General features: G+C 54.3%; 12 protein-coding genes, 1 tRNA gene, 2 rRNA genes and 1 riboswitch (1 of these 16 only partly in view). Of the genes, 5 read left to right on the top strand and 10 right to left on the bottom strand.

Annotation, left to right across the window (positions count from 1 at the left end):
• The first annotated feature begins 12 nt into the window (after positions 1–12).
• Complete coding sequence (locus AB1F12_RS00205) at positions 13–801, top strand: siderophore-interacting protein (RefSeq protein ID WP_368185654.1); 789 nt, start codon at positions 13–15, stop codon at positions 799–801.
• Here AB1F12_RS00205 and AB1F12_RS00200 read toward each other — a convergent pair.
• Genes AB1F12_RS00200 through AB1F12_RS00185 form a run of 4 tightly spaced genes read right to left on the bottom strand, consistent with a single transcriptional unit; the run spans position 798 to position 4,193 of the window.
• Positions 798–1,493 (bottom strand): ATP-binding cassette domain-containing protein, encoded by a 696-nt coding sequence (locus AB1F12_RS00200; RefSeq protein WP_368185652.1) that lies wholly within the window; start codon positions 1,491–1,493, stop codon positions 798–800. The two genes, AB1F12_RS00205 and AB1F12_RS00200, sit on opposite strands and share 4 nt — an antisense overlap.
• A complete protein-coding gene (locus AB1F12_RS00195) occupies positions 1,493–2,374 on the bottom strand; it encodes an iron chelate uptake ABC transporter family permease subunit (RefSeq protein WP_368185651.1) in 882 nt (293 codons plus the stop codon). The genes AB1F12_RS00200 and AB1F12_RS00195 overlap by 1 nt, the downstream gene beginning before the upstream one ends.
• A 49-nt stretch (positions 2,375–2,423) precedes the next feature.
• A complete protein-coding gene (locus tag AB1F12_RS00190) occupies positions 2,424–3,302 on the bottom strand; it encodes an ABC transporter permease (RefSeq protein ID WP_368185650.1) in 879 nt (292 codons plus the stop codon).
• A complete protein-coding gene (locus AB1F12_RS00185; RefSeq protein WP_368185648.1) occupies positions 3,303–4,193 on the bottom strand; it encodes a siderophore ABC transporter substrate-binding protein in 891 nt (296 codons plus the stop codon).
• Between the two features lie 178 nt (positions 4,194–4,371).
• Positions 4,372–4,590, top strand: a riboswitch (cobalamin riboswitch).
• Between the two features lie 287 nt (positions 4,591–4,877).
• Here AB1F12_RS00185 and AB1F12_RS00180 point away from each other — a divergent pair.
• The 4 genes from AB1F12_RS00180 (at position 4,878) to tnpB (ending at position 8,003) form a co-directional block, all read left to right on the top strand.
• The gene (locus tag AB1F12_RS00180; RefSeq protein ID WP_368185647.1) at positions 4,878–5,660 is read left to right on the top strand and encodes an ABC transporter ATP-binding protein; all 783 of its coding nucleotides are present in this window, start codon (positions 4,878–4,880) and stop codon (positions 5,658–5,660) included.
• A gap of 12 nt (positions 5,661–5,672) precedes the next feature.
• Entirely contained in the window at positions 5,673–6,608 is a 936-nt protein-coding gene (locus AB1F12_RS00175; RefSeq protein ID WP_368185646.1) for an ABC transporter substrate-binding protein, read from the top strand.
• 57 nt (positions 6,609–6,665) lie between these two features.
• The gene (locus AB1F12_RS00170; protein ID WP_368188196.1) at positions 6,666–7,676 is read left to right on the top strand and encodes a FecCD family ABC transporter permease; all 1,011 of its coding nucleotides are present in this window, start codon (positions 6,666–6,668) and stop codon (positions 7,674–7,676) included.
• A 159-nt stretch (positions 7,677–7,835) separates the two neighbouring features.
• Complete coding sequence (gene tnpB / locus AB1F12_RS00165) at positions 7,836–8,003, top strand: IS66 family insertion sequence element accessory protein TnpB (RefSeq protein ID WP_368188194.1); 168 nt, start codon at positions 7,836–7,838, stop codon at positions 8,001–8,003.
• 547 nt (positions 8,004–8,550) lie between these two features.
• Here tnpB and AB1F12_RS00160 read toward each other — a convergent pair.
• From AB1F12_RS00160 to AB1F12_RS00135, 6 genes are all read right to left on the bottom strand, one after another.
• Entirely contained in the window at positions 8,551–8,823 is a 273-nt protein-coding gene (locus tag AB1F12_RS00160) for a hypothetical protein (protein ID WP_368185644.1), read from the bottom strand.
• Between the two features lie 240 nt (positions 8,824–9,063).
• The gene (locus AB1F12_RS00155; RefSeq protein ID WP_368185643.1) at positions 9,064–9,243 is read right to left on the bottom strand and encodes a ribbon-helix-helix domain-containing protein; all 180 of its coding nucleotides are present in this window, start codon (positions 9,241–9,243) and stop codon (positions 9,064–9,066) included.
• A 57-nt stretch (positions 9,244–9,300) separates the two neighbouring features.
• Positions 9,301–9,498, bottom strand: a complete 198-nt coding sequence (locus AB1F12_RS00150; RefSeq protein WP_368188192.1) for a thermonuclease family protein — start codon at positions 9,496–9,498, stop codon at positions 9,301–9,303.
• Between the two features lie 407 nt (positions 9,499–9,905).
• Positions 9,906–9,982, bottom strand: a tRNA-Met gene (locus tag AB1F12_RS00145).
• A gap of 72 nt (positions 9,983–10,054) precedes the next feature.
• Positions 10,055–10,169, bottom strand: a 5S ribosomal RNA gene (rrf, locus tag AB1F12_RS00140).
• Positions 10,170–10,277: 108 nt separating this feature from the next.
• A 23S ribosomal RNA gene (locus tag AB1F12_RS00135) occupies positions 10,278–12,730 on the bottom strand (it continues 377 nt past the right edge of the window).

Here is a 12,730-nt window from a genome sequence, read left to right as displayed (position 1 = left end):
AAGGAAAATCAAATGGCCGTGCCCCCGAAACGCCCCCCGCGTGTGATGCGTGTCTGCGCAAAGACATGGGTGACGCCCCATATGATCCGCGTGACCTGTGTGGCCGATTGGATCGCACCGTTGGGGGAGGGTATCGAAGGCGCACATTTTAAGCTGTTCCTGCCACGTCCAGATCAGAGCGAAGCTGATTTTAGCACCCAGCTGGCGACGGGGCCGCGCCCTGATATGCGCACCTATACGATCCGCCACATTCGCCCCCAGAAAGGCGAAATCGACATTGATTTTGTGGATCATGGCGATACCGGCCCCGCCAGCGCGTGGGCCCGTCGTTGTCGCGTCGGTGACGTTGCTGGGTTTGCCGGGCCGGGGCCGATAAAGCTCGCTCATTTTCACGCTGATACCTATGTGATTGCGGCGGATATGTCCGCCCTACCCGTCGCGGCGGCCACCCTGAATGCGATGCCTCGTGATGCCAAAGGCGTGGCCTTCTTTGAGGTTCTTTCCCTGGATGATCGCCAAGAGCTACAGGCTCCAGAGGGCGTCGAGGTGCATTGGATTTTGCACACAGACCCCGCCCAGCCCGCAACCCAAAGCGTTGATTTAATTGCCGCCTTGCCGGAATTTGACGGCAGCGTACAGACCTGCATCGCCGGAGAAAGCAGCATGATCAAAGCGTTGCGCCGCGAAATCATCAACCGTCGGGGCGTGCCAAAGGCAGATGCTTATATATCCGGTTATTGGAAAATCGGGCTGATCGAAGACGAACATCAGGAAATGAAACGCGCCGAAGCCGCAGCTTAGACCAAGACCACCGGCACATCGTCAATGTGGTGGATATCCGCATCGGTGCGAAAAACATCCCTTAAAAACTGGGGGGTCACAGTCTGTTTTGGCGGTCCTTGTGCAACGATCCGGCCAGCATCCATCGCCACCAACCAATCCGCATAGCGGCTGGCGACATTGATATCATGCAACACAATCACGATCGTTTTGCCATGTTGATCAGACAATTGTCGTAGCAGCGCCATCAACGACCGCGCTCCGGCAATGTCCAGATTGTTCAACGGTTCATCCAGCAGCATATAGTCGGTGTCTTGGGCAAATATCATTGCGATCTGCGCACGCTGTCGTTGCCCCCCCGATAGGGCCGCAATCGGTCGATTGGCAAATTCGGCCAATCCAAACACATTCAGCGCGGCGTCCACCTTTTGCCTCTCCTGCGGGTTGGGGCGGCCTTGGTGATAGGGATAGCGGCCAAACGACACCAATTCGCGGATCGTTAAACGCGGCACCTGATCCGGCATCTGAGGCAAAATCGACAGATATTTGGCCAATTCCCGGTTGGAACACGCCCCAACCGTCAAAGGCCCCACGGTGACCTGCCCGTTTGGCCCCACCAGCGCCGTGACCTTGCCCTGCGGAATGTCAACGGAAATATCGTTTAGGATCAAACTGTTGCCGATCTGATGGGATAGGTTGCGCACGCAAATCATCAGCGATGTCCTTTGAGGAGGAGAAACAGGAAAAACGCACCGCCCATCAGGTCAATCACAACCGACAAAGGTGAGGCCAGTTGGAAAACACGTTCCAAAATGGTTTGCCCACCGACCAATGTGATGGCCGAAATCAGCGCGCCGCTGCAAAGCAGGACGCCGTGATTTTCAACCGGTGTGGTCAGCCGCGCCAAACTGACCACCAACAGTCCCAAAAACGCGACAGGCCCAACCAAAGCGGTGGATACAGCCACCAAAAGGGCCGCTAAAATCAGCGCCTGCATTTGCACATTGCTGGCGTCTATTCCAAGATTTACAGCCGTTTCCCGGCCCAGCGCCATGACATCCAATGAGAATCGCATCCGCCATGTACACAGCATCGCCCCGCCCAAAATCAACGCCGCGACCAACAGTAATTCCGTTTCGATCAATGAAAATCTGGCATAGGACGCGCCTTGGACGACGGAAAATTCATTGGGGTCGATCAGGCGTTGCATGAAATCTGTCAGCGCTCGAAACAAGGCCCCAAAAACGATCCCCGTCAGGATCATCCTCAAAAGGTTGTTTTGCGCTGACCGCAACATTGTCGAAAACAGCAAAAGCGCCGCCAAAGTCATTGCTCCTGCCGCCCCCACAAAGATCACCTGGTCCGACATCCCCGCAAATGTCATCCCCCCCAGATAGAACACAGCCGCCGTCAGGATCAGGACATAGAGCGCGTCAAATCCCATGATCGACGGTGTTAAAATGCGGTTCTGTGTGACCGTTTGAAACAGAATGGTTGAGGTTGAAATCGAAATTCCCACCAATATCAATGCCGCGAGCTTTGATCCGCGAAAAGCCAGCACAAACCCGATGGGGCCTCGTGCGCCAAGCGTCATATACGCCGCGCAACAGAGTAAAAACAGTGAGGCCAGCCAAAACAATCGCCTATTCATAGGATGGCGCCCGATAGATTAACCACAGGAAGATTACAGCCCCCGTGACCCCCAAAACGGTCCCAACTGGGATCTCAAACGGTGCGCGGATCACCCGCCCTAACATGTCAGACCCGAGCGTCAGAACCGCGCCCAACACTGCCACCAAAGGCAAGGTACGGCGCAGGTTATCGCCACGCAAACGCGAGATGATATTGGGCACCACCAGCCCGACAAAAGGAATGATGCCCACTGTTGTCACCGCCTGCCCCATGCCCACAGTCGCAAACTGATCTGCGGCAAAATAGGTCAGAACCGCCCCGGCGCCAGTCAGCCATAACAATTCGTAGCGCCCGCGCAAAACGCCCGAAAATTCGCCGTTCAGCCAGACGGAAATGTACTGTAGCAGGTCCGCTTGGTACGCGACAAACAACACACCAGCGCCGATGATCCCGCCATAAACCAAGCCAACCAAAGGCACCAATAGGGGCTGGCTGGGGGGTAAACGGCGCACAATCGCCAGAAAACCAAGGCTCGATATCAACGCGGTCACAGATGCCAGTGCCATTTTGGTGAAAATCGTCGCCTGCGGCATCCAGATCGTGACCAGTAAGACGCCCAATGCTGCGCCCTGCCCGGTTCCGGCCGTCATTGGTTCGACAAACCGGTTGCGCACCAGCATTTGCATCACGCTGCCCGCAACGGCCAATGCGCCGCCTGAAATTAGCGCGGCAGCTGTGCGGGGAAACCGGCTGATCCCGATCAACCGCACCGCCTGTGGATCGCGCCATATATCCGTAAATGTCAGGTCAATCACCCCGACGAAAAGCGACCCAATCGATAAAAGAGCGAGTATAAAAACACCCGCCCCAAACCAGTATATATCCGTCATTCAGCCATCCGAAAACGTCGCTGCAAATTGGGAAACGATTTGTGTCATCGACTGAATGCCGCCACCGGAAATATAGACATTTGCGCTGTTCAGATAAATCACGTTGCCATTGGCCCAAGCCGTCGTTTGACGCACCAGTTCATTGTCCAACGTCACGGCTGCGGTGACACCGTCCTGGCCAATTGCCGCGGCGCGATCGATGACGATTAACACGTCCGGATTTGCATCCAGAATGAACTCAAAGCTGATCGCTTCGCCATGGGTGGCCTGTTCTACTGCGGCGACGGCTTCTGGGATGTCCATGGCTGTGTGCAGCCAACCAAACCGACCATTGGCCCCATAAGCAGAGATTGTTGGACCGTTTGTCATGACAATCAACGCGTTACCTTCGTCTGACATCGCCTGTTTTGCCGTATCCAACGCGTCTTGGAATGCGGATCGCAATGCAGCTGCCTCGGCTTGTTTGCCAAAAACATCCCCATAGGCGTCCAGCCGGTCGAGCCCCTGCCCGACGGTATCTTCCCAGATTGTCATATCGATGGTCGGTGCGATTTTTGTCAAATCGAGCGCCACACGGGATGATCGCCCCCCGGCAATCAGCAGGTCGTAATTGCCTGTGGCGATGGCTTCGAAATCGGGTTCAAACAACGTGCCAACATTGTCCGCATTTTGCACCGAATGTTGGACATAATCGACATAAAGCGGCGATACGACGCCGTGCACGGCCACGCCCAGCGCATCAAGCGTGTCCAATGCAGCAATATCAAACACCGCAATTCGGTCGGGCAAAACGGATACGTCCATGGGCCCGGCATAGGTTTCGATGGTCGTCGTTTCTGCAAAAACAGGGGCCGCCATCGTCATAAAACAAAGGGAAATTGCGCGAAGCATATCAGTCATCCTTGATCAAAGGCATGGCTGACCAAAATGGTTGGCTTTGCGAACGCCCCTTGCATAGGCAGGACCAATTGGGTTGTCCAGCGCGTTTAAGCCGCGTCCTTAACTTATCCGACTATTTTAATCGGCTTATCTGCCCACGCTGTCAGACTTGACGCGCCCGCCCAGATATTTCAAAACACCCACAGATGGTTTCCAGCCGGCGAATATGCGTCTGGGATGAAAAGGGAATACGGTAAGGAAGAGCTCAAAAGCGCCAAATCCGTAACTGCCCCCGCAACTGTAAGCGGAGAGTTGACCCGAAGAGCACCACTGAGCCGCAAGGCCCGGGAAGGTTCGGGAAAACGCTGATCCGCAAGTCAGGAGACCTGCCATCGGGCGACATTTTGGTGTCGTCAATGCAACTCAACCCAGACGGGGTGTCTGGTTAGGAGATCATGATGGCGGCTCGAATAACGCGCGTTGGTCACGACCTATCTGCTTTGCATCCCGCATATTTGCGGAGGGCGAAATGGATTGGCGACCTTGTCACACTCTGGCCCTAGGGGCTGAAATTTCATTTTTGTTTGGCCGTGAAACGGTTCTGAATGCGCGGCAAACAGTCCGCGTATCCGGCGCGTGTTGTGGCACTGCCCTGTTGGGCGAAAAGGGCTGTTTCACCAATCAAGGATGCCGATCATGACCGTCGCGCAGCTTGAAGTGGTCGACGTGAGCTGGGCGCCCACGAAATCATCCCAACCTGTTTTGCATGCCACCACGTTTCGCGTTGCAGCGGGGCGTGTGTTGGGCGTTGTCGGGCCCAACGGCGCTGGAAAATCCACGTTGTTGCGGCTGCTTTACCGGTTTCAGAAACCGCAAACCGGTCAGGTGCGCATCGATGGCCAAGACATCTGGGCCATGTCCGCCCGTGACAGCGCACGGCGGATCGCAGCCGTGCTACAAGAGCAGGCCTCTGCATTTGGATTGACGGTGAGGGAAATCGTGCGGCTGGGCAGAACGCCGCATTTAACCCGGTTCACCACCGGCAGAACCGGCGACGAAACCATCATTGATACGGTTTTGACGACGCTGAGCCTGCAAAACCTGGCAGATCGCGATTTTGGCACCTTATCCGGCGGTGAACGACAGCGGGTCATGGTGGCGCGCGCATTGGCGCAGGAACCACAAGTTTTGATTATGGATGAGCCCACAAACCATCTGGACGTACGTCACCAGCTCGAAGTGGTTTCCCTGATCCGCAGTCTGGGACTGACCATTGTTGTGTCGCTGCATGATCTGAATATGGCCGCGAGTGTCTGCGACGATGTGCTGGTTCTAAAGGATGGCCACCCACAGGGATTTGGCCCGCCTCAGACTTTGCTCACGGATAGGTTGGTTTCCACCACGTTCCAAGTTGACGCCCAGCGCGATCACCTCGCTTTGAGTGGCGAGTCCCATTTTTCGTTTAATCTACCAATTTGAATAGGATACCTGATGAAACAAACCGTTCTGACATTGGCGGCGTTGTCCATTTCCAGCGCCGCCATGGCCCAAACCACCGTGCAAAGCTGTGCACGTGATGTGACGTTTGAAACGCCCCCTCAGGCCGCGATTTCAAACGATGTGAACCTCACAGAAATGATGCTGGTTCTGGGGCTTGCGGATCGTATGGTTGGCTATACGGGCATTTCCGGATGGAACAAGCTGGACGCCGAAATGACCCAAGGCGTGGCCGAACTGCCCGAATTGTCATCGCAATACCCCTCCAAAGAGGTTCTGATCGGCGCGGATGCTGATTTCTTCTTTGCGGGCTGGAATTACGGGATGAAAGTGGGCGGCGAAGTCACCCCCGAAACGCTGGAACCTTTTGGCATCCAAGTTTACGAACTAACCGAAAGTTGCATCCATATCGGTGAAAAAGACGCCGCATCCATGGAGGATATGTATGCCGATCTGCGCAATCTTGGGGCGATTTTCGACGTTTCCGACCGGGCCGAACAGCTGATCGAAACCTACCAAGCCGAGCTGGATACATTCCTTGCGGAATTGCCCGCAATGGACTCCCCCCCACGTGTTTTTGTGTATGACAGCGGCGAAGACGTCCCGTTTACCGCCGGCCGTTATGCCATGCCCAATGCGCTGATCGAAGCGGCAGGCGGCACAAACATCATGAACGACTTTGAGAAAAGCTGGGCCACGATCGGTTGGGAAGCTGTGGTTGAACGCAACCCAGAAGTCATCGTGATCGTGAATTACGGCGAAGTGACCGCCGACCAGAAACGCGCATTCATGATGTCAAACCCTGCCTTTGCCGACATGGACGCCGTGCGCAATGATAGGTTCGTGGTGCTGGAATATGTTGAGGCAACACCGGGGCCGCGCAACATCGACGCTGTCAAAACCTTGGCCGCGGCGTTTCGGGCTGAGTAACCGATTATGACGCTGTCACCGCAATCATCCCGACCCCGCCCACCAAAGCCGCGCGGCATGTGGGGGGCCACGATCCTAGGGGGTCTGGTCCTGTTGGGGTCTTTGTCGATTGCGGTCAGCGTTGGGGCGGTATCGGTTCCACTGGGCACGGTCTGGGGCATTTTGATCAACAAGATTGCCCCAGACACGATCACGCAGGATTGGTCCAGAGGCCGTGAAGCCATCGTCTGGGACATCCGGTTTCCACGCGCCATCCTTGCCTGTTTTGTGGGGGCTGGCCTAGCGATGGTGGGCGCCAGTTTGCAGGCGGTGACCCGCAATCCATTGGCGGATCCTCATTTGCTCGGGATTTCGGCGGGGGGGGCGTTCGGCGCGATCTTGGCCCTTTTGCATACCGGGTTATTCTTGGGTCTGTTGACGGTGCCATTGCTGGCCTTTTTGGGGTCCCTTGGGGCGACGCTCATTGTTTTGGCGGTTTCGCAATTTGCGGCTGCAACCAGCGCAGACCGTTTGGTTCTGGCGGGTGTGGCTGTGTCGTTCATCGTCATGTCCGCCGCCAATGTCTTGATTTTTCTCGGCGATCCAAGAGCCACACATACGGTGGTTTTCTGGATGCTAGGCGGGCTGGGATTGGCACAATGGGACCAACTGATTTATCCGGCGACCATCCTGTTCATCTGCGGCGCTTATTTATGGCTCAAATCTGGCACATTGAACGCCATGACCATCGGGGATGAAACCGCCACCACGTTGGGCATTCCGGTCGCGCGGTTCAGGTTGACGGTGTTTGTCATTGGCGCATTGATCACCGGTGTGATGGTCGCGTTTTCAGGGATCATCGGGTTTGTCGGATTGATGATCCCCCATATCGTGCGCCTGTTGGTCGGGGGCGATTACCGCCGGTTATTGCCCGTATCCTCGCTCTGCGGCGCGGTGTTCCTGGTTTGGGCGGACATCATTGCCCGCACGATCATGGCACCAGATGATATGCCGATCGGCATCGTTACGGGCCTGATTGGCGGGGTGTTCTTTGTCTGGTTCCTACGGCGACGATTGTCACATACCTAAACCCACTTTGGGGCACCGCTGATGCAACCGTTTCTGCCGCTATCCTGATGTAAATATAATGCGACCCTTAGACATTGTCTGCGTGTGCGTTCTCACTTGGACACTTTGGACGAGCCGGAATTCGCAGGGATTATATCAACGGACGACTTCTGCAAAAGTATGGATGGGTTGGCTGCGATCTTTTGGAATGAATTTGATCTCGACGCTTTCAACGGCGCAGTCTTCATCCTTCGTTCTAAACCTGCCGATCGTTTGAAGCCTATAGTCTGGGATGGAATTGGGTTGATCATGACTTACAAGCGCATCGAAGGGAAAGGCTTTAGATAGACGGGCTTGTTGTGTGGAACTGTGGGGCGGCCATGTCCGTAGCTTGTCACAGCTCCGGATCGGTAGATTGAGCTGGGGCCGTATGGTCTGCCGCCGCCATGCGTCTACATGTTCCCGTCATCCGTCCCAGCGCCGAGGAACAACGCAGCGCCACACCCGCAGCGAGTTGGCAATGTCGGGATGCCGTTTCGAGCCCTCAAGCGGCTTCTCTTCACGGAAACTACAGGCAAGACGATCGTTCGCCCGTCCAAGCGACCAGTAGCGTGTTGGCTTGCCTTGCAAGAAGACGGGATATTTGAACGCTTGCGAGACAATGAGCCTGCTCTGAACTTGGGTGAAGGTGACCCAGAATCGCTAACGCAAATACAGAGAAATCAAGCTCTTCGCGCCTACGCTGAGCGTTGCGGCCCTGGTGGCTGGAGAGGCCTTCAGGTGCCCCACATTCAGGTCCATCGTTTTGCATTGTAAGAGTTGGCAGATGAATTCGGCAGGATTTGGCGTAACCACACTTGGAAGGTTGTGGAAGCAACGATTTCTGTGAGGGGTGTTAGGTGGCCACGTAGCCACTGGCCAGCGCCTTTTCAGTGGTAAATTTTATGATACGATCCATTTTGTCCCACCATTGCGCAAAATCCGCTCTAGCGGCGCGGGCAACTGGGGCAGGTGCAAGCCCGACGATTTCACCCTGCACCAATTCTTGGTAAGTTCGCCCGTCATTAAATCGCCTGCCATCCTGCACAAACTCTCTGTGTACGCCCGAACTGCCGTTGCCATCATAAGCGCTTATCCAAATCGCTATTCGGTCATAAAAATCAGACAAGGAAAGCACCGTGATCTCGTTTCCTTCGTCTGGGAATTCTTCACGCAGAACATTGACAAGAATTGGTAAATGAACGGATTTATTGTGCGCAACTTGGCGAGGTATTTAGTCAATCTTCCGTTGATGGCTCGCGGCTAAAGTTTCATGCTAATGTGCGTTAGAGGAAAACGCACGAAAAGCAAAGAATGCAACACCGACAAGCCCGACTAGAACCCATCCAACAAATCCCATTATATACTCCTACTCATCAGACAGCTTAGCCGCACGATCACGCAAAAGCAGGGAAATGGCTTCCTCAAGCAAGGCTTGTATGCTGGTGTCTTCATGCGCCGCGATGGTCTTTAGTTCGCGTTTTATCTCAGGGTCAAAATGCGCTCCTATGAGCGTCTTTCCCTGTCGGCTCGGTGCAACGTAGCTCATTGTTTTTTCCTTAGGCATGGTAACATGTATACATGAGCGGCGGCGGTCGAATCCATCCTATAGATTTGAATAATACCCACGGGAAAAGCCGCGCATTTCCTTAGCGTGGCCGCTTTGGATCATCAGCGCCCCAACGTCGCGCCCGTCTGGAAGATAGCAACGGGCAACCGTGCGCCCGTATTTGTCACGGGCGATAATCTGGCAACGGTTTTTTTTACCATGCACAAGGCGCTTTAGCTGGCTGGTTGCGGCCAGAAACCCATATTCGCCATTTTCAGGCGTGTTAACGCCTCAGAGACGCACAGAGGAGCGATGTTTGGCAATATAGAGGGTGTCACCATCCACAACATGCTTAACGCGCCCAGTGAAGCTCTTTGAGGCAAAAGGGCGGGTGTCTGGGTGCGGTGGTAGCCAGAGGAAAACAACAGCGGCGAAAATTGCGCCGATAACAATTAGAGGGACAAAATCATTCATTCGGGTTTAGCCGCTGTTGGTGAGGTTCACCGCGCATGTCTTGTTTCGCAGCTTACCCTTCTTTCTGCACCTTTTCCGTAGCACTGTTGTAGCACTGTGATTTAGGGTACAAACGCGAATGCCGCCCTAAGGGGCGTTTAAGGTGTTGAATGTAATAATAAGGTGTTGAATGTAATAAGATTATTCATTGGTTGCGGGAGTAGGATTTGAACCTACGACCTTCAGGTTATGAGCCTGACGAGCTACCGGGCTGCTCCATCCCGCGCCAAGGATGTATTCCCCAGGGTGTTTGATTGGGGATTTTGATATCGTTTAGAGAGAATTTGTTCTTTTCTAGGTTTGGCGGTGACTTACTCTCCCACACCTTAAGATGCAGTACCATCAGCGCAACGGTGCTTAACGGCCGGGTTCGGAATGGAGCCGGGTGTTTCACTCGTGCTATGACCACCAAACCAAGGAAAGAACACGGGCGACTTTTTGGTCGCCCTTAACATCAGTTCCAAGTTTCGTACATTGTTTGTGTATGCTTTTGTCCGAGTAATGCCTTGCTATTACTGGATCAAATCAAGCCTATCGGACCATTAGTACCAGTCAACTGAACGCCTTACAGCGCTTACATCTCTGGCCTATCGACGAGGTAGTCTACCTCGGTCCTCAGGGATACCTTGTTTTGAGGGGGGCTTCCCGCTTAGATGCCTTCAGCGGTTATCCTGTCCGTTCATAGCTACCCAGCACTGCCGTTGGCACGACAACTGGTCCACCAGTGGAACGTTCACCCCGGTCCTCTCGTACTAGGGGCAACTCCTCTCAAGTATCCTACACCCACGGCAGATAGGGACCGAACTGTCTCACGACGTTCTAAACCCAGCTCACGTACCTCTTTAAATGGCGAACAGCCATACCCTTGGGACCTGCTCCAGCCCCAGGATGAGATGAGCCGACATCGAGGTGCCAAACGGTGCCGTCGATATGGACTCTTGGGCACCATCAGCCTGTTATCCCCGGCGTACCTTTTATCCGTTGAGCGATGGCCCTTCCACTCGGGACCACCGGATCACTATGACCGACTTTCGTCTCTGCTCGACTTGTCAGTCTCGCAGTCAGGCTGGCTTCTGCCATTGCACTCAACGACCGATTTCCGACCGGTCTGAGCCAACCTTCGCGCGCCTCCGTTACTATTTAGGAGGCGACCGCCCCAGTCAAACTACCCGCCACGCATGGTCCCGGATCCGGATAACGGACCGCGGTTAGACATCAAGCAGAATAAGGGTGGTATCTCAAGGGAGGCTCCACAGAAACTAGCGTTCCTGCTTCAAAGCCCACCACCTATCCTGCACATATTGTGCCTGATGCCAGTGCGAAGCTGTAGTAAAGGTGCACGGGGTCTTTCCGTCTAACCGCGGGAAGCCTGCATCTTGACAGGCAATTCAATTTCGCTGAGTCTATGTTGGAGACAGCGGGGAAGTCGTTACGCCATTCGTGCAGGTCGGAACTTACCCGACAAGGAATTTCGCTACCTTAGGACCGTTATAGTTACGGCCGCCGTTTACCTGGGCTTCAATTCGGAGCTTGCACTCCTCCTTTTAACCTTCAGGCACCGGGCAGGCGTCAGACCCTATACGTCGTCTTGCGACTTCGCAGAGCCCTGTGTTTTTAGTAAACAGTCGCCACCCCCTGGTTTGTGCCCCCAGCTTCCAGTTGCCTAGAAACCGGGCCTCCTTCTCGCGAACTTACGGAGGTATTTTGCCGAGTTCCTTCAACATAGTTCTCTCAAGCGCCTTGGTATTCTCTACCAGTCCACCTGTGTCGGTTTAGGGTACGATCTCATGTAGGGCTATTTCCAGGAACCTCTCAGCAGCCCATTCAATCCGATAAGGATGAACTACCTTCGAGATCCGTCACGTCCTACTGGCTCAGGAATATTAACCTGATTCCCATCGACTACGCCTTTCGGCCTCGCCTTAGGGGTCGGCTTACCCTGCTCAGATTAGCTTTAAGCAGGAACCCTTGGACTTTCGGCGACAGGGTCTCTCACCCTGTTTGTCGCTACTCATGTCATCATTCTCACTAGTGATCTCTCCACCGGATGGCTCACGCCCCGGCTTCATCGAAAGCTCCTTGCGTCCAACACCTTCCGAAGAAGGTTAAAGACGCATGGAACTATGTCACACTACGCTCTGCTACCATGCAATAAATTGCATCCTAGACTTCGGCTCATGGCTTGAGCCCCGTTACATCTTCGCCGCAGGACAACTTATTTAGACCAGTGAGCTGTTACGCTATCTTTAAAGGATGGCTGCTTCTAAGCCAACCTCCTGGTTGTTTTGGTCGTCCCACCTGCTTTCCCACTTAGCCATGAATTAGGGGCCTTAGTCGTAGGTCAGGGTTGTTTCCCTCTCCACTACGGGCGTTAGCACCCGCAGTGTGTCTGCCGGATATTACTCCTCGGTATTCGGAGTTTGGTTAGGATCAGTAAGACGGTGAGTCCCCATTACCCATCCAGTGCTCTACCCCCGAGGGTATTCGTCCGACGCTCTACCTAAATAGATTTCGCAGAGAACCAGCTATCTCCGAGTTTGATTGGCCTTTCACCCCTAGGCACAACTCATCCCGACCTTTTTCAACAGGTGTGGGTTCGGACCTCCAGTTAGTGTTACCTAACCTTCATCCTGGTCATGCCTAGATCACTCGGTTTCGGGTCTAATGCATCTAACTCAATCGCCCTATTAAGACTCGCTTTCGCTGCGCCTACACCTAACGGCTTAAGCTTGCTAGATACACTAAGTCGATGACCCATTATACAAAAGGTACGCTGTCAGCTCTCAAGGAGCCTCCAACTGATTGTAGGCGTTCGGTTTCAGGTACTGTTTCACTCCCCTCGTCGGGGTGCTTTTCACCTTTCCCTCACGGTACTGGTTCACTATCGGTCAGTAAGGAGTACTTAGCCTTCGAAGGTGGTCCTCCGATGTTCAGACAGAATTTCACGTGTTCCGCCCTACTTAATACGTCCATG

It is taken from the genome of Aestuariibius sp. HNIBRBA575 (genome assembly GCF_040932005.1).
GTDB lineage: Bacteria > Pseudomonadota > Alphaproteobacteria > Rhodobacterales > Rhodobacteraceae > CANLNM01.
Note: the sequence above shows the minus strand (reverse complement) of the source record. Positions and strands in the feature narration are given on the sequence as shown.